Annotated in this window: 24 protein-coding genes; 11 read left to right on the top strand and 13 right to left on the bottom strand. The window is 68.4% G+C overall.

The genetic code is table 11. The features are described from left to right. Positions 1 to 410: 410 nt before the first annotated feature. Together AWC31_RS18475 and AWC31_RS18470 are read right to left on the bottom strand one after the other, a co-directional pair. Complete coding sequence (locus tag AWC31_RS18475; protein WP_085145559.1) at positions 411 to 1,496, bottom strand: sulfate/molybdate ABC transporter ATP-binding protein; 1,086 nt, start codon at positions 1,494 to 1,496, stop codon at positions 411 to 413. Further along, complete coding sequence (locus AWC31_RS18470; RefSeq protein WP_067851856.1) at positions 1,493 to 2,287, bottom strand: ABC transporter permease; 795 nt, start codon at positions 2,285 to 2,287, stop codon at positions 1,493 to 1,495. The genes AWC31_RS18475 and AWC31_RS18470 overlap by 4 nt, the downstream gene beginning before the upstream one ends. Positions 2,288 to 2,483: 196 nt before the next feature. On the opposite strand from AWC31_RS18470, the gene AWC31_RS18465 reads away from it, so the two are divergent. From AWC31_RS18465 to AWC31_RS18455, 3 genes are all read left to right on the top strand, one after another. Further along, positions 2,484 to 3,158, top strand: a complete 675-nt coding sequence (locus AWC31_RS18465) for an SDR family oxidoreductase (protein WP_085145558.1) — start codon at positions 2,484 to 2,486, stop codon at positions 3,156 to 3,158. Between the two features lie 18 nt (positions 3,159 to 3,176). Beyond that, positions 3,177 to 4,103 (top strand): LLM class F420-dependent oxidoreductase, encoded by a 927-nt coding sequence (locus tag AWC31_RS18460; protein WP_085145557.1) that lies wholly within the window; start codon positions 3,177 to 3,179, stop codon positions 4,101 to 4,103. A 97-nt stretch (positions 4,104 to 4,200) separates the two neighbouring features. After that, entirely contained in the window at positions 4,201 to 5,574 is a 1,374-nt protein-coding gene (locus AWC31_RS18455) for a type II NADH:quinone oxidoreductase Ndh (protein ID WP_067851859.1), read from the top strand. Here the strand turns inward: AWC31_RS18455 and AWC31_RS18450 are convergent. The 8 genes from AWC31_RS18450 to AWC31_RS18415 all read right to left on the bottom strand — a co-directional run bounded on the left by AWC31_RS18450 (position 5,571) and on the right by AWC31_RS18415 (position 11,331). Next, positions 5,571 to 6,224, bottom strand: coding sequence for an urease accessory protein UreD (locus tag AWC31_RS18450; protein ID WP_085145556.1), 654 nt, complete (start codon positions 6,222 to 6,224; stop codon positions 5,571 to 5,573). The two genes, AWC31_RS18455 and AWC31_RS18450, sit on opposite strands and share 4 nt — an antisense overlap. Beyond that, positions 6,224 to 6,910, bottom strand: a complete 687-nt coding sequence (gene ureG, locus AWC31_RS18445; protein ID WP_067851861.1) for an urease accessory protein UreG — start codon at positions 6,908 to 6,910, stop codon at positions 6,224 to 6,226. Before ureG ends, AWC31_RS18450 begins: the two co-directional genes overlap by 1 nt. 18 nt (positions 6,911 to 6,928) lie before the next feature. Then, positions 6,929 to 7,564 (bottom strand): urease accessory protein UreF, encoded by a 636-nt coding sequence (locus tag AWC31_RS18440; RefSeq protein WP_085145555.1) that lies wholly within the window; start codon positions 7,562 to 7,564, stop codon positions 6,929 to 6,931. Next, positions 7,565 to 9,286, bottom strand: coding sequence for an urease subunit alpha (locus tag AWC31_RS18435; RefSeq protein WP_085145554.1), 1,722 nt, complete (start codon positions 9,284 to 9,286; stop codon positions 7,565 to 7,567). It abuts the gene before it with no gap. After that, positions 9,283 to 9,597, bottom strand: coding sequence for an urease subunit beta (locus AWC31_RS18430; RefSeq protein ID WP_067851864.1), 315 nt, complete (start codon positions 9,595 to 9,597; stop codon positions 9,283 to 9,285). Before AWC31_RS18430 ends, AWC31_RS18435 begins: the two co-directional genes overlap by 4 nt. A gap of 47 nt (positions 9,598 to 9,644) precedes the next feature. Next, positions 9,645 to 9,947 (bottom strand): urease subunit gamma, encoded by a 303-nt coding sequence (locus AWC31_RS18425; protein ID WP_067851865.1) that lies wholly within the window; start codon positions 9,945 to 9,947, stop codon positions 9,645 to 9,647. A gap of 52 nt (positions 9,948 to 9,999) precedes the next feature. Beyond that, positions 10,000 to 10,404 carry a PaaI family thioesterase gene (locus tag AWC31_RS18420; RefSeq protein WP_085145553.1) on the bottom strand — a complete coding sequence of 135 codons (405 nt, stop codon included), beginning with the start codon at positions 10,402 to 10,404 and terminating at the stop codon, positions 10,000 to 10,002. 156 nt (positions 10,405 to 10,560) lie between these two features. Next, positions 10,561 to 11,331, bottom strand: coding sequence for an iron reductase (locus AWC31_RS18415; protein WP_067851867.1), 771 nt, complete (start codon positions 11,329 to 11,331; stop codon positions 10,561 to 10,563). 224 nt (positions 11,332 to 11,555) lie between these two features. Between AWC31_RS18415 and AWC31_RS18410 the strand changes: the two genes are divergently transcribed. From AWC31_RS18410 to AWC31_RS18395, 4 genes are all read left to right on the top strand, one after another. Then, positions 11,556 to 11,972, top strand: a complete 417-nt coding sequence (locus AWC31_RS18410; RefSeq protein ID WP_067851868.1) for a BlaI/MecI/CopY family transcriptional regulator — start codon at positions 11,556 to 11,558, stop codon at positions 11,970 to 11,972. A 14-nt stretch (positions 11,973 to 11,986) separates the two neighbouring features. Next, positions 11,987 to 12,943 (top strand): M56 family metallopeptidase, encoded by a 957-nt coding sequence (locus AWC31_RS18405; RefSeq protein WP_085145552.1) that lies wholly within the window; start codon positions 11,987 to 11,989, stop codon positions 12,941 to 12,943. 51 nt (positions 12,944 to 12,994) lie between these two features. Further along, positions 12,995 to 14,449 (top strand): NADP-dependent phosphogluconate dehydrogenase, encoded by a 1,455-nt coding sequence (gene gndA / locus AWC31_RS18400; protein ID WP_085145551.1) that lies wholly within the window; start codon positions 12,995 to 12,997, stop codon positions 14,447 to 14,449. Between the two features lie 90 nt (positions 14,450 to 14,539). Beyond that, positions 14,540 to 15,976 carry a GuaB1 family IMP dehydrogenase-related protein gene (locus AWC31_RS18395; protein WP_085145550.1) on the top strand — a complete coding sequence of 479 codons (1,437 nt, stop codon included), beginning with the start codon at positions 14,540 to 14,542 and terminating at the stop codon, positions 15,974 to 15,976. Here the strand turns inward: AWC31_RS18395 and AWC31_RS18390 are convergent. From AWC31_RS18390 to AWC31_RS18380, 3 genes are read right to left on the bottom strand one after another with little or no spacing between them, the layout of a single operon-like run. Then, positions 15,959 to 17,011 (bottom strand): ABC transporter ATP-binding protein, encoded by a 1,053-nt coding sequence (locus AWC31_RS18390; protein ID WP_234816905.1) that lies wholly within the window; start codon positions 17,009 to 17,011, stop codon positions 15,959 to 15,961. The genes AWC31_RS18395 and AWC31_RS18390 overlap by 18 nt on opposite strands. Further along, positions 17,004 to 18,539, bottom strand: a complete 1,536-nt coding sequence (locus tag AWC31_RS18385; RefSeq protein ID WP_085145549.1) for an ABC transporter permease — start codon at positions 18,537 to 18,539, stop codon at positions 17,004 to 17,006. The genes AWC31_RS18390 and AWC31_RS18385 overlap by 8 nt, the downstream gene beginning before the upstream one ends. A 4-nt stretch (positions 18,540 to 18,543) precedes the next feature. After that, on the bottom strand, positions 18,544 to 19,587 hold the full coding sequence (locus AWC31_RS18380; RefSeq protein ID WP_085145548.1) for an iron ABC transporter substrate-binding protein: 1,044 nt from the start codon (positions 19,585 to 19,587) through the stop codon (positions 18,544 to 18,546). A 348-nt stretch (positions 19,588 to 19,935) separates the two neighbouring features. Here AWC31_RS18380 and AWC31_RS18375 point away from each other — a divergent pair, with 348 nt between their 5' ends. The 4 genes from AWC31_RS18375 to AWC31_RS18360 are packed head-to-tail and all read left to right on the top strand — an operon-like array spanning position 19,936 to position 25,556. After that, positions 19,936 to 21,315 carry a hemolysin family protein gene (locus tag AWC31_RS18375; protein ID WP_085145547.1) on the top strand — a complete coding sequence of 460 codons (1,380 nt, stop codon included), beginning with the start codon at positions 19,936 to 19,938 and terminating at the stop codon, positions 21,313 to 21,315. After that, complete coding sequence (locus tag AWC31_RS18370) at positions 21,308 to 22,360, top strand: hemolysin family protein (RefSeq protein WP_067851876.1); 1,053 nt, start codon at positions 21,308 to 21,310, stop codon at positions 22,358 to 22,360. Before AWC31_RS18375 ends, AWC31_RS18370 begins: the two co-directional genes overlap by 8 nt. Next, the gene (locus AWC31_RS18365) at positions 22,353 to 23,276 is read left to right on the top strand and encodes a 3-methyladenine DNA glycosylase (protein ID WP_085145546.1); all 924 of its coding nucleotides are present in this window, start codon (positions 22,353 to 22,355) and stop codon (positions 23,274 to 23,276) included. Before AWC31_RS18370 ends, AWC31_RS18365 begins: the two co-directional genes overlap by 8 nt. A gap of 51 nt (positions 23,277 to 23,327) precedes the next feature. After that, entirely contained in the window at positions 23,328 to 25,556 is a 2,229-nt protein-coding gene (locus AWC31_RS18360) for a malate synthase G (RefSeq protein WP_085145545.1), read from the top strand. Positions 25,557 to 25,577 lie beyond the last annotated feature (21 nt).

The following is a 25,577-nucleotide window of genomic DNA, read 5'->3' as shown; positions in this document are numbered from 1 at the left end:
GGCGGAGCCGGCAGGAAGGTGTTGCCCGGCGCCGGAGGAGGCGGGGGCGGGGCGGGCTCCGCATGCGCCACCGTCGGCAGCGCAACGGCCACCGCGGTCGCGCCGGTCATCGCGGCCAGGGTCAGCTTCTTCGACAGGCCTCTGCGTCGATGAGACATCGCGTCCGACTCGTCCATGGGGAAGAAACTACCGTGTTACCGCCGTGACGCAAGTGTGAGTTGCTCTTAGAGTGTTTTTCTGGACGATTGCTGTGCACGCCAAACCCACACATCAACAGCGATCACCGAAATTGCTGGCACGACAAGGCCTCAGGCGCCACGCCCGAGCCCCGCAACAGCGGCCCGCAACACCTTAACGTCGATGAATCTGCCAGGAACATCGGCGCCCGGCGGCGTCCCGTTACGCACCCCTCACGGCGCCGGATGGACGGCCACTTCCTGAGCCTTGACCGAGAAGAACACCCGCTCCCCCGGTGCCAGGCGCAGCTCGGCGGCCGACTCGGCGGTGATGTCGGCGGCAAGCCCCGGCGCACCGTCCGGCTGCTCGTCGGCGCGCACCCGGATGCCCGGGCCGCGGCTGTCGAGTTCCGCGACCGTCACCGCGATGGTGTTCCGCGGACTGCCGTGCGGCTCGTCGCGATACACCGCCACCGCCGAAGGTGCGAACACCGCGACCGCACGCGCACCCGCCATCACGTCGTCGGCAGGCGTGCCGTGCCAGTGCGCGTTCCACGCCGTGGTGAGCACACCACCTTCGGCCGCCGTGCCGCCGATCAGGTTGACACCGGCGAAGCGGGCGGCGAAGTGGCTGCGCGGCGTCGCGAGAACCGTTGCCGTCGAACCGTTTTCAACGATCTTGCCCGACTCCAGGACGAGCACCCGGTCGGCGAGTGTGAGCACGTCGAGCAAATCGTGGGTGATCAGCACGGCGCATCGGGACTCCCGGGTCAGCACCCGGCGCAGCACCTTGCGCATCGCGCTGGCCGCCGCCACGTCCAGCCCCGTCAAGGGTTCATCGAGCAACAACACGTCGGGATCGGCGGCCAATGCACGGGCCAGCGCGACCCGTTGCGCCTGCCCGCCCGAGAGCTGACGCGGACGGCGCCCGGCCAGCTCGGCGGCGTCCACCTCGGCCAGCCACCGCTGCGCGGAATCGCGAGCGGCGGTTCGCGACGACCGGCGCATGCTGCGGGGGCCGAACGCGACGTTCGCCTCGACGGACAGGTGCGGAAACAGCAGCGGATCCTGCAACAACAGGCCGACCCGGCGGTCATGCGTGGCGATCTGCACACCGGCCGCGGTGTCGGTGAGCACCCGGTCCCCGACTCGGACCCGGCCGGCGTCCGGGTCGATCAGGCCCGCGATCACGTGCAGCGTCGTCGACTTGCCCGCGCCGTTGGCGCCCAGCACCGCCAGCACCTCGCCCGCGGCCACGTCGAAATCGATGTCGAGGCCCCGCTGCTCGACGACGGCACGCACCTGCAGACGCTGGGTCATGTCCAGCCTCCGGCCCGCAAGCGCCTGCTGCCCAGGCCGATCACCACCACGGCCGCCACCGCCACCAGCAGCACCGACAGTGCCACGGCCGCATCGGCATCGCTTTCGCGCTGCAGATAGACCTCCAGCGGAAGCGTCCGGGTGACCCCCGCGCGGGATCCGGCGAATGTGAGTGTGGCGCCGAACTCCCCGAGCGCACGCGCGAACGCCAACACCGCACCCGACACCAACCCCGGTCCGAGCAGCGGCAGCGTCACCCGCCACCACACCGACCCGGGCCGGGCGCCCAGCGTCGCCGCGACGACCTCGTAGTCCGACCCCGCGGTGCGGGCCGCACCCTCGAGCGAGATGACGAGGAACGGCAACGACACGAACGTCTGTGCCAGCACGACGGCCGCCGTCGTGAACGCGATCTGCACCCCCGCGGCCTCCAGGTACCGCCCGATCAGCCCGAGCCTGCCGAACGCGTAGAGGAGCGCGATCCCGCCAACGACCGGGGGCAGCACCAACGGCAACAGGATCAGCGGCCGGGTGAGCCGGACCAGCCTGCCGTCGTTGCGCGCCAGCACCAGTGCCAGCGGCACGCCCAGAAGCAGGCACAGCACGGTGCTCGCCGCAGCGGTCTTGAGACTCAGCACCAGCGCCGCGGTGGACGTGTCGCTGGAGATCAGTGTCCAGAACCGCGGCCAATCCACCCGGGCGGCCATCGCCACCAGTGGCAGCACCACGAACGCCGCGCCGAGCGCGGCGGGTAGGTAGATCCAGCGCGGCAGGCCGGGCGAAGTCCTCAACGTCCGACGGAGCCGACGACGGCCGTGGTCAGGGCAAGGGTTTGCCTCATTGGACAAACCCTTGCACACGCGCGGGCGAACTCGCCGGACAAGGCAGGGCGCGTCGAATTTCGCGACCTAGCTACTGTCCAGTAACATCGGTCGTTGATCGCTCCCAAACCGGCGCGGCGATCCCGGCAGTACATGGAGGTACATCATGGCGGAGGTGCTTGTCACCGGCGGCGATGCCGAACTCGGTCGCGTGATCGCGGCAGGCTTCCGGGACGCCGGCCACAACGTGGTCATCGCGGGCGCCCGCCGTGACGATCTCGAAGTGGCCGCCAAGGAACTCGACGTCGAGTCGATCGTGTTCGACAACACCGACGCGGCGAGCCTCGAAGCCGCCCGCGCCCAGTTCCCGCACCACCTCGACACCCTGGTGAACGTGCCTGCCCCGCTGTGGGAGGCCAAGGATCCCCGCACCTACACGCTGGCCGATCTGGCCGCGGCCTGGCGCAACAACCTCGACGCCACCGTGGTCTCGGCCGCGCTGACGGTGCAGATCGTCGGTGACCATCTGCGCTCGGGCGGCTCGATCATCAACGTCCTGCCCGACAGCCCGCGCGAAGGCAGCGCCGAAGCCGCGGTCAAGGCGGCCCTCTCGGATTGGACCGCCGGACAGGCGAGCTACTTCGGCACCCGTGGCATCACCGTGAACGCGGTCGCCGCCGGACGCAGCGCCGAACCCGGCTACGACGGTCTCGGCACCACCCCGCCGTCGGTCGCCGACGAGTTCGCCCGCCTCGCAATCTTTTTGAGCACGTCGTCGGCACGCCACATCACCGGGCAGACGCTGCACGTCAGCCGCGGTGCGCTCGCGACTTTGGGATAACGCGTTAGGGTCGGAGAAGTGACAATCCGACTCGGACTCCAGATTCCCAATTTCTCCTACGGCACCGGCGTAGCCGAGCTCTTCCCGACGGTCATCGCGCAGGCTCAAGAAGCCGAGAACGCAGGCTTCGATTCCGTCTTCGTGATGGACCACTTCTATCAGTTGCCCGGCCTGGGCACACCCGACCAGCCGATGCTGGAGGCCTACACCGCACTCGGCGGGCTGGCCACCGCGACCCAGAAGGTGCAGCTCGGCACCCTGGTCACCGGCAACACCTACCGCAACCCGACCCTGCTGGCCAAGGCGATCACCACGCTGGACGTGATGAGCCAGGGCCGCGCGATCCTCGGCATCGGCACCGGCTGGTTCGAGCTCGAACACGACAGCCTCGGCTTCGAGTTCAACACGTTCACCGAACGGTTCAAGAAACTCGACGAGGCGCTGCAGATCATCGTGCCGATGCTCAAGGGCGAACGCGTCACGGTCGACGGCGCCTACTACCGCACTCAGGAGGCGTTCGCCGAACCCCGGTTCCGCGAGCACATTCCGTTGATGATCGGCGGCAGCGGCGAGAAGAAGACCATCCCGATGGCGGCGCGGCACTTCGACCACCTCAACATCATCGCCAACTTCGACGAGCTGCCGCGAAAGCTCGACGTCATCCGGCAGCAGTGCGAGCAGATCGACCGGGATCCCGCGACACTGGAGACCAGCATGCTCGTGATCGCCCTGATCGGCGAGAACTTCACCGCCGACGCCATCCCGCCCGACTTCAAGCAGCGCGCGGTGTTCGGCAGCCCCGAGCAAATCGTCGAGCAACTCAAGACCAAGCTCTTCGACGTCGGCGTGGACGGGGTCATCCTCAGCCCGGTGACCATCGGCGGCTACGTGCCAGGCGGTGTCACCGAGGTTGGCGAAGCATTGAAACCGCTGATATCCGGGTAAACATTCAGTGCGGTTGCCTACGTCACCGCGCTGACCGGAATCGTGCCGACTAACCTATCGGTTGTATCAAGTGGGAAAACGTCCGCGAGGAGCAGCAATGAGCCATCCCGGAGCTACGGCGTCGGATCGGCATAAAGTCGTCATTATCGGATCGGGTTTCGGTGGTCTGACCGCCGCCAAGACCCTCAAACGCGCCGACGTCGACGTCAAGCTGATCGCCCGCACCACCCATCACCTGTTCCAGCCACTGCTCTACCAGGTGGCGACGGGGATCATCTCCGAAGGCGAGATCGCGCCTGCCACGCGCGTGATCCTGCGCAAGCAGAAGAACGCACAGGTGTTGCTGGGCGACGTCACCCATATCGATCTCGAGAAGCAGACGGTGGATTCGGTGCTGCTGGGTCACACCTACTCGACGCCGTACGACAGCCTGATCATCGCGGCAGGCGCGGGGCAGTCGTACTTCGGCAACGATCACTTCGCCGAGTTCGCGCCCGGCATGAAGTCGATCGACGACGCCCTGGAGCTTCGCGGTCGTATCCTCGGCGCGTTCGAACAGGCCGAGCGGTCGAGTGACCCCGTGCGCCGGGCGAAGCTGCTGACGTTCACCGTCGTCGGTGCCGGCCCCACGGGCGTCGAAATGGCCGGGCAGATCGCCGAATTGGCGGATCAGACGCTGCGGGGCAGCTTCCGCCACATCGATCCGACCGAGGCCAGGGTGATCCTGCTCGACGCCGCACCCGCCGTGCTGCCGCCGATGGGTGAGAAGCTCGGCAAGAAGGCGCAGGCCCGGCTGGAGAAGATGGGCGTCGAGGTGCAGCTCGGCGCCATGGTCACCGACGTGGATCGCAACGGTCTGACGGTCAAGGATTCCGACGGCACCATCCGGCGCATCGAATCGGCCTGCAAGGTGTGGTCGGCCGGCGTGTCGGCGAGCCCGCTCGGCAAGGATCTCGCCGAGCAGTCCGGGGTCGAGCTCGACCGGGCCGGTCGCGTCAAGGTGCAACCCGACCTGACCGTTCCCGGCCACCCGAACGTGTTCGTGGTCGGCGACATGGCGGCGGTCGAGGGGGTTCCCGGCGTGGCCCAGGGCGCGATCCAGGGCGGCCGCTACGCAGCCAAGCTGATCAAGCGCGAGGTCAGCGGCACCAGCCAGAAGATCCGGGCCCCGTTCGAGTACTTCGACAAGGGCTCGATGGCGACGGTGTCGCGGTTCTCGGCAGTGGCCAAGGTCGGCAAGGTCGAGTTCGCGGGTTTCTTCGCCTGGTTGTGCTGGCTGGTGCTGCACCTGGTGTACCTGGTGGGGTTCAAGACCAAGATCGTCACCCTGCTGTCGTGGACCGTGACGTTCCTGAGCACCAAACGCGGCCAGCTCACGATCACCGAACAGCAGGCGTACGCCCGTACCAGGATCGAGGAGCTCGAAGAGATCGCGGCCTCGGTACAGGAAACCGAGAAAGCGGCGTCCTAACTCGTGTCGTCGGCCGGCAGCCGGTCACCTTGCCAGGTGGCCAGGCTACCGCCGCGCGCCAGCGCGAGTACGGTTCCCGCACCGTCGAAAGATGGTGCGGGGTAACGCATTTCGCTGATGCATGCCCGCGGCGCGGCCAGCTCGTCGTCACCCACTGCCCCACTGCCGAGCTCGATCCGGTGCCTAAGCAGCGGCACGGGCGTATCCGCGCCGACGTCGGCGTGCAACGCACCCGACCAGAACCCCACCCGCTCCCCCGACCTGCCGATCTGGATGCGTTCGCGTATCCGCACCTCGGCGGTGCCTGCGAGCTGTAACCGCGTAGTGGTCCGGTGATCGGAACCGCCTGCCACGACCGTCGGCTGGGGGTCCAGATCGAGGTGGCCGGCGACTTCGATCGTCCAGCACGCCCGCGATTGCCGCGTGTGCGCGCCGGGTAGCACCAATGTCGCAGCGGCAGTCCGGATCCGCAGCGTGGCCCCGGCCTCGACGACCACCCGCACCGCGAGTGTGTCGCCGCCGAGCGGCGTGGCGGCGGTCGACACCAGGTGCACGGTGTCGGGCTCGGTGCAGCGGGCCGTGAGGCCGCCGGTGGCCTCGATGCACGGCAGGTGCCCCGGCCGCGCGACGATGACGAGGTCGGAGTGCATCAGACCGACTGTGCCCGGGCGACCTCCAACTGTTCGCGGACCCAGGCCAGCACCGGCCCCGCCGCCGGGTCCTCGGTGAGTGAGATCAGCACCGTCGGCCGGTCCTGGCGGACTTTGGCCGCATCGCGGCGCATCACGTCGAGATCGGCGCCCACAAGTGGGGCGAGGTCGGTCTTGTTGACCACCAACAGGTCTGAGTACGTCACTCCCGGCCCGCCCTTGCGGGGGACCTTGTCGCCGCCCGCGACGTCGACGACGAAGATCTGTACGTCCACCAGACCCGACGAGAACGTCGCGGTGAGGTTGTCACCGCCGGATTCGACGAGGATCAGATCCAATGCGGGGTTGCCCTCGATCAGATCATCGATCGCGTCGAGGTTGGCGGTGATGTCGTCGCGGATCGCGGTGTGCGGGCAGCCGCCGGTCTGCACGGCCGCGATCCGCTCGTCGGGCAGCACGGCGTGCCTGCGCAGGAAGTCCGCGTCCTCGGTGGTGTAGATGTCGTTGGTCAGCACGGCCAGTGACAGTTCGTCACGCAACTGCCGGCACAGTGCGGCCACCAGTGCGGTCTTGCCCGAGCCGACCGGACCGCCGATGCCGATACGCAACGGCTCGCCCGGTTGCCGTATCCGTTTCGGGCGTTCGGTATGAGCGTGCGGTTCACCGTCGAGGAAATGCGGTGGCATGAGGGGCCTTTCGTGATTTCAGGAAACGAACAGGGGACGTTCGCGTTCGGTGTGGCGCTGGGCCAGCACATCGAGCAGCGGATCGGACAGGTCGGCGAGGCCGGCGGTGGCTTCCCCGGCGACCGAGTCACACAGCGCGGACAGCGCGAAAGTCACTGCGGCGACGTCGCCGGGGTCGAGGGCGAGCAGGCGCTGCGCGGCGGTCGCCGAACCGGTCATCGTCGTGTAGACCACCGAAAGCGCCGTCTGGTCGGCCCGCAAGCCGGCGGCGGCGCCCGCCGCGCCTGCCGCGACCGCGAGATGAGGTCGCGGGCCCAACGCGGCCCACCGCTCCCCCGGCCACACCCGCCGCGCCAACCGGACCAGGCCCCGGCCCTGCGCCCGCGACGCGTCGCGCGCGGCCGGAGCCGGTGTGCGGGCATCGGTCTCGGCGTCGGCCGCGTCGGGAGTCAACGCACCGGAATGCACGGCGACCGCCAGCGAGGCGGCCACGAGGCCGTGACTGCGGATACGCCGGACGAGGTAGGCGTGCAGCGTCGGGATATCGGTGAGCAGGCCGCTGGTCACGGCCTCCTCGACGCCGCCGGAATGGACATGCCCGCCGGTCGGCAATCGCGAGTCGGCCAGGGTGAGAAGTGTTGCGAGACTGCTCATCTAGAACAGGAAGTATCGCTGTGCCATGGGTAGCTCGGCCGCCGGTTGTTCCTGCCACACCTCACCGTCGATGCGCACCGTGAACGTGTCGGGCTCCACCTCGATGTGTGGCAGCGCGTCGTTGAGTGGCATGTGGGACTTGCCGACCTGCCGAACGTTCTTGGTGGCCGCGAGTTTCCGGCGGATGTCGAGGCGACCGGCGAGACCGTCATCGATCGCGTGTTCTGAGACGAAGTGCACCGAGGTCGCGGCCGCCGCCGCGGGAGCCGCGCCGAACATGGGTCGCGGCAGCACGGGCTGCGGCGTGGGGATCGAGGCGTTGGCGTCGCCCATCGCGGCCCACGTGATCATGCCGCCCTTGAGCACGGCATGCGGGCGGACGCCGAAGAACGCCGGTTCCCACAGCACCAGGTCGGCGAGCTTGCCCACCTCGACCGAACCGATCTCGTCGTCGAGCCCGTGCGCGACCGCCGGGCAGATCGTGTACTTCGCGACGTAGCGGCGCACCCGATTGTTGTCCGCGCGGCTGTCGCCCTCCAGCGCACCGCGCCTGCGCTTCATGACATGTGCGGTCTGCCACGTGCGCAGGACGACCTCCCCGATGCGGCCCATCGCCTGCGCGTCACTGCCGATCATCGAGATCGCGCCGATGTCGTGCAGCAGATCCTCGGCGGCGATCGTGGACGGGCGGATCCGGCTCTCGGCGAATGCCAAGTCCTCCGGCACAGCGGGATTCAGGTGGTGACACACCATCAGCATGTCGAGGTGCTCGTCGAGGGTGTTGACGGTGTGCGGGCGCGTCGGGTTGGTCGAACTCGGTAGCACATTCGGATGGCCGGCCACGGTGATGATGTCGGGCGCGTGGCCGCCGCCGGCTCCCTCCGTGTGATAGGCGTGGATCGCGCGGCCCTTGATGGCGGCCAACGTGTCCTCGACGAAACCGGCCTCGTTGAGGGTGTCGGAGTGCAGATTGACCTGCACGCCCGCCACGTCGGCGACGGTCAGGCACGCATCGATCGCCGCGGGCGTCGTGCCCCAGTCCTCGTGCAACTTGAATCCCGCTGCGCCGCCCCGCAGTTGCTCCCACATCGACTCGGCGCTGACGGTGTTGCCCTTGCCGAGCAGGGCCACGTTCAGCGGCCACGAGTCGAGTGACTCGAGCATCCGGGCCAGGTGCCACGAACCGGGTGTCACCGTGGTGGCCTTGCTGCCCTCGGCGGGGCCGGTGCCGCCGGCGACGATCGTGGTGATGCCGCTGCCGAGCGCCTCCTCCATGACCTGCGGACAGATCAGGTGGACATGGCAGTCGATCGCGCCGGCGGTCAGGATGCGGCCGTTGCCTGCGATGATCTCGGTGGACGGACCGACCACGAGATCGGGATGCACGCCCGCCATGATGTCCGGATTGCCCGCCTTGCCGATGGCGGTGATGCGCCCGTCGCGAATGCCGATGTCGGCCTTGATGATTCCCCAGTGGTCGATGATCACCGCACCGGTGATGACGGTGTCGGGCGCGCCGTCGGCACGCGTCGCCCTCGACTGTCCCATCGATTCCCGCAGCACCTTGCCGCCGCCGAACACCGCCTCGTCACCGGCCAATCCCGGCCCGCCGCTGCGGTCCTCGGTGATCTCGACGAACAGGTCGGTGTCGGCCAGCCTGATCCGGTCACCGGCGGTCGGCCCGAACAACGCGGCATAGCGGGCCCTGGAGAGTTGCGTCATGAGGGGTCCAATCGGCCCGGAGGGTTGAGACTGATGCCGTGCACCTCACGCGCCCCGGCCAACGGCACCAGCGAGACACGCTGGGCCACACCGGGTTCGAAGCGAACCGCGGTACCGGCCGGGATGTCGAGCCGGTGGCCGTGCGCGGCGGCCCGGTCGAAGTCCAGCGCGGCGTTGGCCTGCGGCAGATGCACATGGCTGCCGACCTGCACCGGCCGGTCACCGGTGTTCACGATGTCGAGGGTCAGCCGTGCCGCACCGCGATTGAGTTCGATCACGCCGTCCCCGAACAGGATTTCACCTGGAATCATGCGCGGTCCGCCTTCGGCTACTCGCTGAGAAATCATGCGCGGCCGCCTCAAGCGATCGGCTGGTGGACGGTCACCAGCTTCGTGCCGTCCGGAAACGTCGCTTCGACCTGGACGTCGGGCAGCATTTCGGGAACCCCCTCCATGACCTCGTCCCGGGTCAGCACACTGCGGCCGCTCACCATCAATTCGGCGACCGTGCGGCCGTCGCGCGCACCTTCGAGTAGATGATCGGTGATCACCGCGACCGCTTCGGGATGATTGAGCCGCAGACCGCGAGCCTGCCTGCGGCGCGCCAGCTCTGCGGCATACGAGATCAGCAGCCGGTCCTGTTCATGCGGCGTTAAACGCATAGTGGGCGATACTGCCACGCCACCCGCACCGGCGCGCGCCGTACCGAAGCGGCTAGGCGGCCGGCATGTTCTGCAGGCGCACCTGACCGCGAGCCACCAGCCGGTCGTTCTCGTCGGTGATGGTGATGAGCCACAGCTGCTGGCGGCGCCCACGGTGGATCGGCGTGGAAACCGCTGTCACAGTTCCTGATCCGATCGCACGCAAAAAGTCGGTGTTGTTGTTGACGCCCACGACGGTGCCGCCGCCGTTCTCGGACAGCCAGATGTGACCGCACACGCTGGCAAGGCTCTCGACGATCGAGCAGTACACGCCGCCGTGCACGATTCCCCACGGCTGCAAGAGCTTGTCGTGGATCTTGAGCTCGGCGCGCCCACCATCCGGGGTGAGCTCGAGATAGGTCAGGCCGAGTTCGGAGTCGAATCCTTTACCCAGCCCTTCGGGCGCTTCTGTCGTCACAGTTCTCGTGTCTACACGGCGGGCCGCCATAAAGATGCGGGCGGGTCCCGTGCAATTCGCACGGGACCCGCCCTCGAGTGGACCGGGGGTCTCTGCAGCCCTCAGGACTCCGGCGCGGTCCGTTAGCCTCGTACCGAAAGAATAGGCAAGGCTGCCCTAATTTAGCAAGACCTTCCCTGCGCGACTCGCGCCGCGGACCGGCAGACCGAAGCCCACCAGCGCATCGAGCACCGCCTGACCGCGACGCATGCTGACCAATTCGCTGCAGCCGGCCAGCAGCGGCACCTGCGTCGCCGCGCTCACGACAGCCGCACCGACCATGTGCCACATGGCCGCAACCGACATCGCGCCGCCACTGATCTCCACCAAACGGGTGAAGAGCGGCTCCAGCGCACGGTGGCTGCGGTGCGCCACCCACGTCGTCAGCGCGGCCTCGCTCGGCAGCGCGACGATTCCGTCGTGGGCGGCGTCGGCGATGCGGGTCACGCCGGCGCGGAAATGCGGATCGTCGGGCAGGGCGCGCAGAATCGGATCGACGACACCTACCCAGTCGATCGCGCCCTCAGAGTCGACGTGCACCCACAGGTTCTCCAGGCCGGTATCCCAGGCCCGGCCCTCCAGCACCAACAGTGGCACCACCCGGCCGATGACGACGTGGGCCAGCGTGGCGGCCAACTGCTGGGCCACCGCGGCGCGGTTGTCGGTCTCGGCGATCGCGGTGTCGAACATCAGCTGCAGCCGATCGCCGCTCAGCGCCTCGGCCAGCGGCCACCACCGCCGGCGCGAGAGGTCGCCCATGACGGCAACACCGTAGACCCGTGGACACTCCGGATACAGCTCACGCAGGCGCCGACTGGACTCGTGCAGCGGCAGTGCCCGCTTGATGGCCATACCCGCGATCAGGGGGTCCTCGATCAAGACCGTCATGACACCTCCGAAGGCTCCAATGTGACTTAGGTTAGCCTTACTATAGTCACGAGATGATCGAGGGCTACCTGCTGTGACTCGATTCACAACAGACCCGTGAATGGTCGTTGACCTTGAAGTAGACGCTCGCCGACAACGGCGGGACACTTGCTCGTTGATGGATACGACACGCGGTAGTAAGCCCGTAGTACGCTGGCCTTACTGCTCAGGAGAGTGAACGGAACATGGCCAAACTGACGCGTCTTGGGGAATTGGAGCGCGAGGTGATGGATCACCTCTGGTCCGCACCGGAACCCCAAACTGTGCGCCAAGTCCACGAGGCGCTGGCCGCCCGCCGCGACTTGGCCTACACCACGATCATGACCGTGCTGCAACGCCTGGCGAAGAAGAACCTGGTCGTGCAGCACCGTGATGACCGTGCACATCGCTATGCGCCCACGCATGGCCGCGATGAACTGGTCGCCGGCCTCATGGTCGACGCCCTCGACCAGGCCGCCGATTCCGGCAGCCGCCAGGCCGCGCTCGTGCACTTCGTCGAACGTGTCGGCGCCGACGAGGCCGCGGCGCTGCGCCGGGCCCTCGCCGAGCTCGAGAGCAAGCATCGGATCCCACCACCGACTGGTAATTCCAGCACCGCCTGAGAGAGACTTACGGCGTGTCCGCGCTGGCTTTCACCCTCGTCGCGCTGGCCCTGGTTGGACCAGTGCCGGCGATGCTGGCGCGGGCGTCATGGCCGCTGCGGGCACCGCGCGCCGCGATCGTGCTGTGGCAGTCGATCGCCCTTGCGGCCGTTCTCTCGGCGTTCTCGGCAGGTATCGCGATCGCTAGCCGGCTGTTCGTCCCCGGGCCGGACGGGCGGCCCACCGCGACCATCACGAGTGAGATCAAGGTACTGGGCTGGCCGCTGTGGCTGCTCTATGTCGTGGTCTTCACCCTGACCCTGCTGATCGGTGCGCGGCTGTGCGTCGCGGTGATCCAGGTGGCCGTCGCGACCCGCAGGCGCCGGGCGCATCACCGCATGATGGTCGACCTGCTGAGCAGGTCGCGCGATGCCGTGCCGACTCACCTCTGTACCTCGGCCAGTGGCTTGCGCATCCTGGATGTGGCGCAGCCCCTGGCCTACTGTCTGCCCGGGGTGCGCAGCCGGGTCGTGGTCAGTGAAGGGACACTGAACACGTTGTCCGACAACGAGGTCACCGCGATCCTGACCCATGAGCGAGCCCATCTGCGCGCCCGCCACGACCTCGTCCTCGAGATGTTCACCGCCGTGCACGCCGCCTTCCCGCGGTTCGTCCGCAGCGCCAGTGCGCTCGATGCGGTGCGCCTGCTGATCGAGCTCCTCGCCGACGACGCCGCCGTGAGGACCGCCGGGCCCACTCCCCTGGCCCGCGCCCTGGTCGCATGCGCGGGCGGTCGCACACCGTCCGGAGCGCTGGCCGCGGGCGGGCCCACCACGGTGATCCGCGTGCGACGCCTCGGCGGCAAGCCGAACAGTCTGGTCCTGTCCGCGATCGCCTATCTGGCAGCGGTAGCCGTACTCGTCGTCCCCACTGTCGCGGTCGCCGTGCCCTGGCTCACCGAGTTGCACCGCCTGTTCGCCGGTCTGGGATAAGGCCATACCGGTCGGGCGTTCATCTACAACAAAACAACGAAAGGCTCCTGCATGACCAACACGAGCACTTCCGGCACGGCGCAGATCGGCGTCACCGGCCTGGCGGTGATGGGTTCGAACATCGCGCGTAACTTCGCCCGCCACGGCTACACCGTCGCTCTGCACAACCGGTCAGTGGCCAAGACCGATGCGCTGCTGGCCGATCACGGGTCAGAAGGAAAGTTCGTGCGCAGCGAGACCATCGCCGAATTCCTCGACGCACTCGAAAAGCCGCGCCGGGTCCTGATCATGGTCAAGGCCGGCGAGGCCACCGACGCCGTCATCAACGAGCTCGCCGACGCCATGGAAGAAGGCGACATCATCATCGACGGCGGCAACGCCCTCTACACCGACACCATCCGGCGCGAAGCCGCCATGCGTGAGCGTGGGCTGCACTTCGTCGGCGCAGGCATCTCCGGCGGCGAGGAAGGTGCCCTCAACGGGCCCTCGATCATGCCCGGTGGCCCCGCCGAGTCCTACAAGAGCCTCGGCCCGCTGCTCGAGGAGATCTCGGCCCACGTCGACGGGGTGCCCTGCTGCACCCACATCGGCCCCGACGGCGCCGGGCACTTCGTCAAGATGGTGCACAACGGCATCGAATACTCCGACATGCAATTGATCGGCGAGGCCTACCAACTGCTGCGCGACGGCCTCGGCAAGAGCGCAGGCGAGATCGCCGACGTGTTCGACGAATGGAACAAAGGCGACCTCGACAGCTTCCTCGTCGAGATCACCGCCAAGGTGCTGCGCCAGACCGACGCCAAGACCGGCAAGCCGCTCGTCGACGTCATCGTCGACGAGGCCGAACAAAAAGGCACCGGACGCTGGACGGTGAAGTCCGCACTCGACCTCGGCGTGCCGGTCACCGGCATCGCCGAAGCCGTGTTCGCCCGAGCCCTGTCGGGTTCGGTACCCCAGCGCAAGGCCACCGTCGGCCTGGCCTCCGGCGACCTCGGCGCCGCACCCGCCGACGCGGCCCAGTTCACCGAGGACGTACGCCAGGCGCTCTACGCCTCCAAGATCGTCGCCTACGCCCAAGGGTTCAACCAGATCCAGGCCGGCAGCGCCGAATACGACTGGAACATCACCCCCGGTGACCTCGCGACCATCTGGCGCGGCGGATGCATCATCCGGGCCAAGTTCCTCAACCGGATCAAAGAGGCCTACGACGTCGAGCCGGACCTCGCGACACTGATCGCCGCCCCGTACTTCCGCAGCGCCGTCGAGTCGGCGATCGACAGCTGGCGGCGCGTCGTGGTCACCGCCACGCAGCTGGGCATCCCGATCCCCGGATTCTCCTCGGCGCTGTCCTACTACGACGCACTGCGCACCGAGCGGCTGCCTGCGGCATTGACCCAGGGCCTGCGTGACTTCTTCGGCGCACACACCTACGGCCGCATCGACGCCGAACCCGGCCAGAAGTTCCACACCCTGTGGAGCGGCGACCGCAGCGAAGTCCCCGCCTGATTCTCGCCGCGAGCAGACACGGAATCGCGCTACCAGGGCCTGGTTCGTGCGACTCTGTGTCTGCTCGGCGTCCAACTAGACTCGGCAACGATGAGATTTCTTGACGGGCACACACCGCCCTACGACCTGACCTACAACGACGTCTTCGTCGTCCCGGGCCGGTCGGATGTGGCGTCACGCTTCGACGTCGACCTGTCGACCGTCGACGATTCTGGCACCACGATCCCCGTGGTGGTGGCCAACATGACGGCCGTGGCAGGCCGGCGCATGGCCGAGACCGTCGCGCGGCGCGGCGGCATCGTGGTGCTGCCGCAAGATCTGCCGATCACCGCGGTCAGCGAGACCGTCGAATTCGTCAAGAGCCGCGACCTGGTGGTCGACACCCCGGTGACCTTGGGCCCCGACGACTCGGTGTCGGACGCCACCGCGCTGTTGCACAAGCGTGCACACGGCGCGGCCGTCGTGGTTTTCGAAGGCCGGCCGATCGGGCTCGTGACCGAGGCCAGCTGTGTCGGGGTGGACCGATTCGCGCGCGTGCGTGACGTGGCGCTGTCCGATTTCGTCACCGCGCCGGTCGGCACCGACCCCCGCGAGGTGTTCGACCTGCTCGAGCACGCGCCGATCGACGTGGCCGTGATGACCGAGCCCGACGGCACCCTGGCCGGGGTGCTCACCCGCACCGCCGCGATCCGCACCGGCATCTACGCGCCCGCGGTCGACGCCGCCGGACGGCTGCGCATCGCCGCCGCCGTCGGCATCAACGGCGATGTAGCGGCCAAGGCCAGGGCACTGGCCGAGGCCGGCGTCGACCTCCTGGTCATCGACACCGCACACGGTCACCAACTCAAGATGCTCGACGCCATCAAGGCCGTGGCGTCACTGGATCTGGGCCTGCCGCTGGCGGCGGGCAACGTGGTGTCGGCCGAGGGCACGCGCGACCTCATCAGTGCCGGCGCCTCGATCGTCAAGGTCGGCGTCGGCCCCGGCGCGATGTGCACGACGCGGATGATGACCGGGGTGGGCCGGCCGCAGTTCTCCGCCGTCGTCGAATGTGCCGCGGCCGCAAGGCAACTCGGCGCGCATGTGTGGGCGGACGGCGGCGTGCGGCACCCGCGCGACGTGGCACTGGCACTCGCCGCGGGCGCATCCAACGTGATGATCGGCTCGTGGTTCGCCGGCACCTACGAATCTCCTGGCGATCTGTTGCACGACCGCGACGACCGGCCGTACAAGGAGAGCTACGGCATGGCGTCCAAGCGTGCGGTCGCAGCCCGCACGGCCGGTGACAGTGCGTTCGACCGCGCGCGCAAAGCCCTGTTCGAAGAAGGCATTTCGTCTTCGCGCATGGGTCTCGACCCGGCCCGCGGCGGCGTCGAGGATCTGCTCGACCACATCACGTCGGGCGTGCGCAGCACATGCACCTATGTCGGCGCATCGAACCTCGCCGAGCTGCACGAGAAGGTCGTGCTCGGTGTGCAGTCGGCGGCCGGATTCGCCGAAGGCCATCCGTTACCCAGTGGCTGGTGACGGGTAGGCCAGCACGTCGCCGACGACCTCGACGGTGACCGTACTGTCGGTGGCGACGCGAGCGTCTCCCGGGCTGCGCAACCGCAGGGCGGTTCCGTCGCGCAGCACGACGTGCACCACGGTGTCCGCACCGTAGAACCGGCTCGCGCACACGCGGGCCACAGCATCGGCGTCACCGTCCGGCGCGCGCATCCGTAACTGCTCGGGCCGCAACACCACCACAACCGGTCCATCGGCTACCGCGATGCGCACGGGATGGGCGCCGAGCGCGGTGTGTGCGACACCCGCGCGGCATGTCCCCGCCAATTCGACTGTGGCGCCAACGAATCGGGCGGTCGCGAGGTTGGCGGGCCGACCATACAGGTCGGCAGGCGCGGCGTGTTGGGCCACCGCGCCGTCGATCAGCAAGGCCACCGAATCCGCGAGCGACAACGCCTCGGTCTGGTCGTGCGTCACGAGGACGGCGGTAGTGCCTGCGGCACGCAGGATTTCGGCGATGTCCTCGCGGACCCGGGTCCGCAGCCCCGCATCGAGCGCGGCGAACGGCTCGTCGAGCAGCAGGACGCGGGGCTGGGCGGCCAGGGCCCGCGCGAGCGCAACCCGCTGTTGCTGGCCGCCGGACAATTCGTGCGGGCGGGCATCGGCCAGCCCGGGCAGACCGACGACGTCGAGCCAGTGGGCCACCTCAGCGGCCACGCCGTTGCGGGCCGCGAGACCGAACGCCACATTGCCGCCGACCGTCAGGTGCGGGAACAGCGCACCTTCCTGCGGCATGAGGCCGACCCGGCGCCGATGTGCCGGCACCACCGGCCCCCGACCGATCATCGGCTCGCCCGCGATGTGCACCGTTCCCGCGTCGGGGTCATCGAATCCGGCCAGGATGCGCAGCAATGTGGTCTTGCCGCAGCCCGACGGTCCGAGCACCGCGGTGATCGTGCCGGCCGGGACCTCGAGATCGGCCCCGGCGAGCACGCGCCGCCTGCCGTACGACTTGTGAATCCCAAGTGCCGCAACCCCTGCCGCGCCGTCAGTCACTGCGGACCCCGCTGCGGCCCGCGCTGAAGAATCCGAGTGCGGCGGTCGGGACGGCGGCGAACACCACAAGCGCCGCGGCATACGGTGCGGCGGCGGCGTAGTCGCTGACCGAGCTGTAGCCCCACAGCCGCGTCGCGAGCGTGTCGACACCGGTCGGGTGCAGCAGCAGGGTCACCGGCAGCTCCTTCATGCAGGTCAGCAGGATCAGTGCCGCGCCTGCCCCGATACCCGGCACCGAAAGGCGTGCGGTGACCGCCCCGAACGCGCGTAACGGGCTGCGCCCGAGCGACTGTGCGACCTCCTCGAGCCGCACCGGCGTCGTCTCGACGGCCGCCCGCACCGAGCCGACCGCCAACGGCACCAGCAGCACCGCGTACGCCAGGATCAGCAGCGGCGCATGCTGATAGAGAGGTCGCAGCAACACCACCCCGAGCGACACCATCGAGATACCGATGACGATCGCCGGAAGCCCGTGCGCCACATAGCTCGCGCCCTCCAGGACCCGGGTGGCCCGGTCGCGGTAGCGCGCCGCGAGCACGCCGAGCGGCAGCGCGGCGACTGTGCACACCACGGCCGCGATGACCGACAGCCACACCGTCGCGGCGAGCGCGGCCACCCATTCCCCGCCGTCCCACCGCGCACCTGCGGTCAGCAACCAACGCACCAACGCGAGCGTCGGTACCCCGATCGCGGCGGCCAGCACCGCCATCGGGACCAGCAGGGCGACCGGCCACCACCGCCGTAACCGGTTGAGCGGTGCGGGCCGCGGTGTGCCGCCGCCGATGCGGGCGGCGGCGATCCCACGCGCCCGCGCCTCGGCCAGCACCAACACCAGCGCCAGTACGAGCAACACGAGCGAGAGCACCGCCGCGCGCGACGGATTGAATCCCGACCGGTAGGCGCCGTAGATCACCCAGGTGAACGCCTCGTAGCGCATGGCGGCGACCGCGCCGAAGTCGCTGAGCACGTAGAGCGCCACCAGCAGGGCACCCGCCGTGATGGCACCCCTGGCCTGCCGCAGCGTCACCCGGAACAGCACCGAGAGACCGCCGTGGCCGAGTGAGCGGGCCACCTCCTCCAATGCCGGGTCCACCCGCGACAGCGCCGCGACGGTGGTGAGGAAGACGAGCGGATAGCTCACCAACACCAGAACCAGGCAGGCGCCCCAGAAACCCTCGACCGCCGGGTATACCGAAACCCAAAGGTAGGCAAGCAGATAACTGGGCATGGCCAGCGGGAGCGTCAGCGCGACGGCAAGGCCGCGCCTGCCTCGCAGATCGGTCCGCGACACCAATACCGCAAGCCCCACCCCGAGCACCACGCAGATCGCCGTGACCACGACGACCAGGGTCAGCGACCGCCCGACCAGCGCCGCGGTGCGTTCCTGCCACAGTTCGTCGACGACGAAGCCCCACCCCCGCTCCACGGCACGTTCACCGAGATAGACCAACGGCACCAAGGTCGCGAGTACGACCAGCGCCGCGGCACCCACCAACGGCACCGGAGCACGTCGGCCACGTCCGCTCATCGAGTCAGTTGGTCAGCAGGCCGGTTTCCACCAGCAGTTCCTGCGTCGCTTCCAGGTCCGACAGCGCCGACAGGTCGACGGGCGGCGGCTGCAGGTCGCTCAGTGGCGGCATCTCTCCCGACGGCGCCACCCCCGCGATCAACGGGTACTCCATCGTCTCGCCCGCGAAGTACTCCTGCGCCGACTTGCCGACCAGATACGATGCGAACTCTTGTGCGCCTTGAGGATTCGGTGCGGATTTGAGCACGCCGACCCCGGCCACGTTGATCAGCCCGCCCGGGTCGCCCGGGGCCATGAACTTGTTGCGCGCGGTCACCGCCTGCGCACCTTTGGCGTCGATCAGCTCATACAGGTAGTAGTGATTGGCGAGACCGAGCGGCAACTGGCCGGAGTCGACCGCGTCGCGCACCGCGACATTGTTCTCGTAGGCCCTGGGCTCCTGAGCCTTGAAGGCCTGCAACCATTGCCGGGCCCCGTCGTCACCGCGAAGCACCCGCAGGCCGGTGACGAACGACTGCCACGACGCATTGCTGGGCGCGAACCCGATCTTGCCCTTCCATTCCGGCGCCAGCAGCCCGTCGATGGTGTCCGGGGCGTTGGGTGCAAGCGTCGGGTTGTACACCACGACGCGAGCGCGGCCGGAGACCCCGACCCAGGTGCCGTCGGCAGCCGAGAACTTGGCGGGCACGGCCTTGAGCGTCTCCTCCTCGATCGGTGCGAACAGCCCCGCCTGGGTGACCGCGCCGAGCGCGCCGGCGTCTTGCGACAGGAAGACGTCTGCCGGTGATTTGTCGCCCTCGGTGATCAGCTGCGCGGCCAGTTCGCCCGAGCCGGCGTACCGGGTTTCCACCTCGATGCCGGTGTCGGTCGTGAACTGTTCGATCAGCGGTGCGACGAGTTCCTCACTGCGGCCCGAATACACCACGATCTTGTCGGCCGATTCCGCCGGCTGCGACCCGCACGCGCTCAGCGTGACCATCGCGGCAACGGCGCCGAGCACACCGGCCAGGCGGACAACATGCTTGGATCGAGCCAGGAAAGACGTCATGGAGGACCTGCCTTCGGCTGCCTGACGGGATGGGATGACCCTACCCGCGCAACTTTGGTTAGGCTGCGTAAACCGCAGGACAAGGCGCCATTTTGCAGGCACGACGTGGTGGTTGGCCGCGGCGACCGGCTACGTACGCGTTAGTATTGAGCTTCACTGCATCCATGGCCGGCCACGTCCGATGGCCGGCGCGAAAGAAAGGGCTCACGTGCCGCAGGCACCGACTGAGGCCTCCGGTTCTGAACCGGCCTTCCGGGCGGAGCAGCAATCAGTCCTGAACGCCGAAGCTGACGACCCCTCTCCTAGTTGGCCGGGCCTCGTGCCCGGCGCCCTGCGGGTGAGATCCCGATGAGTTCGAGCGTCGTTTTCTCGCTGTTGTCGATCTTGGCGGTCGTGCTCCTGACCGCCGGCACCGCGGTGTTCGTGGCCGCCGAATTCTCGCTCACCGCCCTCGAACGCAGCACGGTCGAGGCCAACGCCCGCGACGGCGACCGCCGTGACCAACTGGTCCGGCGCGCCCACCGCACCCTGTCCTTCCAGCTGTCCGGCGCGCAGGTCGGTATCTCGATCACCACCCTGGCCACCGGTTACCTCGCCGAGCCCGTCGTCGGACGGTTGATCCAGCCCGGCCTCGACGCGATCGGCGTACCGGCCAACCTCACCGGTGGCCTGTCGCTGTTCCTCGCGGTGCTGATCGCGACGTCGCTGTCGATGGTGTTCGGCGAGCTCGTGCCGAAAAACCTCGCGGTGGCCCGGCCGGTGCCGACGGCACGTGCTGCCGCGCCGTTCCAATTGCTGTTCTCGATGTTGTTCACACCGGTGATCCGGTTGACCAACGGCACAGCCAACTGGATCCTGCGCAGGCTCGGCATCGAACCGGCCGAGGAACTCCGTTCGGCACGCTCGGCTCAGGAGCTCGCATCGCTGGTCCGGAACTCGGCACGCAGCGGATCACTCGATCAGACAACGGCGTTGCTCGTCGACCGCTCACTGCGGTTCGGGGAGCGCACCGCCGAGGAGTTGATGACGCCACGGTCGAAGATCGAGGCGCTCAATGCCGACGACACCGTCGCCGACCTGATGACCGCCGCGATCGACACTGGATTCTCGCGGTTCCCGATCGTCGAAGGAGATCTCGATCAGACCATCGGCGTCGTGCACGTCAAGCAGGTGTTCACGGTGCCACTCGACGAGCGGTCCCGGACCCGGCTGGCGGGCCTGGCCCAGCCCGTCGCAACCGTGCCGTCCACGCTCGACGGTGACGCCGTGATGACCCAGATCCGCGCCAACGGTCTGCAGACCGCACTCGTCGTCGACGAGTACGGCGGCACCGCGGGCATGGTGACCGTCGAGGACCTGATCGAGGAGATCGTCGGCGACGTCCGCGACGAACACGACGATGCGACGCCCGACGTCGTGCCCGCCGGTCAGGGCTGGCAGGTGTCGGGGCTGCTGCGCATCGACGAAGTCGCCGCCGAGACCGGGTTCCGCGCCCCTGAAGGGGAATACGAGACGATCGGCGGCCTGGTCCTGCAGGAGCTCGGCCACATCCCCGAGACGGGCGAGGCGGTCGAGCTCACGGCATTCGACCCGGACAGCGGAGCCGACGAGCCGGCTCGGTGGCTCGCCACAGTGGTCCGGATGGATGGCCGCCGCATCGACCTGCTCGAGCTGACCGGCTTGGGCAACGGCAACGGCAGCGGCAACGGAGGTGAGCACCGTGGGTGACATCTTCGGCGTGCTGCTGACCGTGCTGCTGCTGGCGGCCAACGCGTTCTTCGTGGCCTCGGAGTTCGCGCTGATCTCGGCCCGCCGGGACCGGCTGCAGGCGCTGGCCGAGCAGGGCAAGCGAAGCGCCGTCACGGTGATCCGGGCCGGCGAGAATCTGTCGCTGATGCTGGCCGGCGCCCAGCTGGGCATCACGATCTGCTCGATCCTGCTCGGCCGCGTCGGCGAGCCCGCTGTCGCGCATCTGCTGGAGAAGCCGTTCGGTCTGCTCGGCGTGTCCGACGCGGTGCTGCACACGGTGTCGTTCTTCGTCGCGCTCGCCATCGTCGTGATCCTGCACGTCCTGCTCGGCGAGATGGTCCCGAAGAACATCGCGATCGCCGGGCCGGAGTCCGCGGCGATGCTGCTCATCCCGGCCTATCTGCTCTACATCCGGGCGGCGCGGCCGTTCATCGCGTTCTACAACTGGTGCGCCAACACGACGCTGCGGGCGTTCCGGGTCGAGCCGCGCGACGAACTCGAATCGGCCGTGTCCACCGTCGAGCTGTCGGAGATGATCGCCGAATCGGTTTCGGAGGGCTTGCTCGACCCCGAGGAACACCACCGGCTGACCCGTGCCCTGCAGACCCGCACGCGCACCGTGGCGGACGTCGCCATGCCGCTGGACGAGATCCACGCGGTCCAGGTTGCCGCGCAGGACACCGGACCGACGGTCGGCGCCGTCGAGCGGGCCCTCACCGAGACGGGTTACTCGCGATTCCCAGTGGTCGACATGTTCGGGGTGTTCATCGGCTATCTGCACATCAAGGATGTGCTGCCGCAGGTCAATGAACCCGACGCCGTGGTCGACCGCGCGATGGTGCGCCCACTCCCGCAGTTGCCGGCCACCCTGCCGCTGCCCGACGCCCTGTCGCGATTGCGCCGCAGCAACAGCCACCTGGCCCTGGCCACCTCGCCCGACGGCGCGGTGACCGCGATGGTCGCGCTCGAAGACCTGGTCGAGGACCTCGTCGGCACCGTCCGCGACGGAACGCACCGTGTCTGAGCTGGCGCCCGTCGCCACCCTGGTCACCCGGATTCTCGACGAATCCGAGTGGACCGCGGCCGAACAGCGTCATCGCGAGCGGGTCGAGACGTTTCTCGCGCCGCACGTGCGCCGGCAGGAACGCGGAGAAGCCCACCCGGTGTGGGACTTCCTGTTCACCTACTACAGCCTGCGGCCCCGTCAACTGCGTCGTTGGCATCCGGGGTTCCGGGTGGTGCTGTCCGGCCCGTCCGCACGCCGCTATCTCGACGCGAGCGGGTACGGCCGCTGCGCCGACGGCGTCACCGTCACCCGCGACCACCTCGCGGCCCGCACGGAAACGGTGCGGTTCATCGCGTCGCTGTTGCGCGCCACAGCCGCGCGCCCGGCCCGGCTGAACTGCTTCGGGCTGCACGAGTGGGCCATGGTGTATCGCACCGGCGCGGTTCGCCACCCGCAGGTCCCGCTGCGGCTCGGCGCGGCCGACACCGACGCCGTGGTCGACTCGATGCCGTTGCGGTGCAGCCACTTCGACGCGTTCCGGTTCTTCACCGAACCGGCCGCCGTCCGCAACGACCGCCAACTCAGCCGAGAAGCGCAGCTCAGCGCCGAGCAGCCGGGCTGTATCCATGCGGCGATGGACCTGTACAAGTGGGCGTACAAACTGGGCCCGCTGGTGTCTTCTGAACTGGTGGTCGATGCGCTCGAGCTCGCCGCCGACGCGCGGGCGGTGGACATGTGCGCGAGTCCATACGACCTGAGGCGCTATGGTTTCGAGCCGATCCCCATCGAAACACCGGCCGGGCGTGCCGAATACGTCCGGGCCCAACAGGAGATCGCCGAGAGGGCCGCCCCGCTGCGGGCCACTCTGGCAAACCGATGTGAGCTGTTACTCATCAGCGCGGACGGTGAAAAAGCCGACGTTACCGATGGGTAAGCTGGATAAACGGCAGGCGCCGCGCGGTGTCTGGAGCCGAGGGAGGAAAGCATGACCAGCGATCGTGTGACGGTCGGAAATCTGCGCGTCGCGCGCGTGTTGCACGACTTCATCACGAATGAGGCGCTGCCCGGAACCGGCATCGACCCCGACACCTTCTGGTCCGGCGTGGACAAGGTGGTCGCCGACCTCACCCCGCAGAACCAGGACCTGCTGGCCCGTCGCGACGAACTGCAGGCCCAGATCGACAAGTGGCACCGCTCGCACGTGCTCGAACCGGTCGACCCGGCTGCCTACAAGCAGTTCCTCACCGATATCGGCTACCTGCTGCCCGAGCCCGACGACTTCACGATCACCACGGCCGGTGTCGACGACGAGATCACCACCACCGCGGGCCCGCAGCTCGTGGTGCCGATCCTCAACGCCCGGTTCGCGCTCAACGCCGCCAACGCGCGGTGGGGCTCGCTGTACGACGCGCTGTACGGCACCGACGTCATCTCTGAGGAGGACGGCGCGGAGAAGGTACGGCCGGGTACTGACGGCGGATACAACACTGTGCGTGGCGACAAGGTGATCGCCTACGCCCGCAAGTTCCTCGACGAGGCCGTGCCGCTCGCGGCCGGTTCGTGGAGCGAGGCGACCGGCCTCAAGATCGACGACGGACAGTTGCTCGTGACCTACGGCGACGACCTGTCGAGCGGGCTCGCGACGCCCGAGCAATTCGTCGGCTACACCGGTGAGCTCGGCAAGCCCCAGTGGTCGGTGCTACTGCGCAACCACGGCCTGCACATCGAGATCCTGATCGACCCCGACTCCCCCGTCGGCGCCACCGACGCCGCGGGCATCAAGGACGTCGTGCTGGAGTCCGCGATCACCACGATCATGGACTTCGAGGACTCGGTCGCCGCGGTCGACGCCGACGACAAGGTGCTGGGCTACCGCAACTGGCTGGGCCTGAACCGCGGCGATCTGTCCGAAGAGGTCAGCAAGGGTGACAAGACGTTCACCCGCGTCCTCAACGAGGACCGCACCTTCACGACACCGGACGGCGAGGGTGAGCTCACGCTGCCCGGCCGCAGCCTGCTGTTCGTGCGCAACGTCGGTCACCTCATGACCAACGACGCGATCGTCGACGCCGACGGGAACGAGGTGTTCGAAGGCATCCAGGACGCGCTGTTCACGAGCCTGATCGCGATGCACGGCTTGAAGGACGGCGCGGACAACGACGGGGCCAACGGCCCGTTGCGCAACAGCCGCACCGGCTCGGTGTACATCGTCAAGCCCAAGATGCACGGGCCCGACGAGGTGGCGTTCACATGTGAGCTGTTCAGCCGCGTCGAAGACGTGCTCGGGCTGCCCGAGGCCACCCTCAAGGTCGGCATCATGGACGAGGAACGCCGCACCACGGTCAACCTCAAGGCGTGCATCAAAGCCGCCGCCGACCGCGTGGTCTTCATCAACACCGGATTCCTGGACCGCACCGGCGACGAGATCCACACCTCGATGGAGGCGGGCCCGATGGTGCGCAAGGGCACCATGAAGAGCCAGCCGTGGATCAAGGCGTACGAGGACGCCAACGTCGATGTGGGTCTGGCGGCCGGCTTGTCCGGCAAGGCCCAGATCGGCAAGGGCATGTGGGCCATGACCGACCTGATGGCCGACATGGTCGAACAGAAGATCGGACAGCCCAAGGCCGGTGCCACCACGGCGTGGGTGCCGTCGCCGACCGCGGCGACCCTGCACGCGATGCACTACCACCAGGTGGACGTGTTCGCGGTGCAGAAGGAGCTGACCGGCAAGAAGCGCGGCAAGCTCGAAGATCTGCTGACGATCCCGCTCGCCGACTCGTCGCTGACGTGGTCGCCGGAAGAGATCCACGAGGAGGTCGACAACAACTGCCAGTCGATCCTCGGCTACGTGGTGCGCTGGATCGACGCAGGCGTCGGCTGCTCGAAGGTGCCCGACATCCACGACGTCGCACTGATGGAAGACCGCGCCACGCTGCGTATTTCGAGCCAGCTGCTGGCGAACTGGCTGCGCCACGGCGTCATAACTGCCGAGGACGTCAAGGCGAGCCTGCGCCGGATGGCCGCGGTGGTCGACGAACAGAACTCGAAGGATCCCGCCTACCTGCCGATGGCGCCCAACCCGGAGGCCAGCATCGCCTTCGCCGCGGCGCAGGAGCTGATCCTGTCCGGCACCGAGCAGCCCAACGGCTACACCGAGCCGATCCTGCACCGGCGCCGCCGCGAGTTCAAAGCGAGCACCGCTGCCCAGTGATTAGACTTCGGCGGGGCCGGA

The organism is Mycolicibacterium wolinskyi (assembly GCF_002101965.1).
Classification (GTDB): domain Bacteria; phylum Actinomycetota; class Actinomycetes; order Mycobacteriales; family Mycobacteriaceae; genus Mycobacterium; species Mycobacterium wolinskyi.
This window is presented reverse-complemented; position numbering and strand designations above follow the sequence as displayed.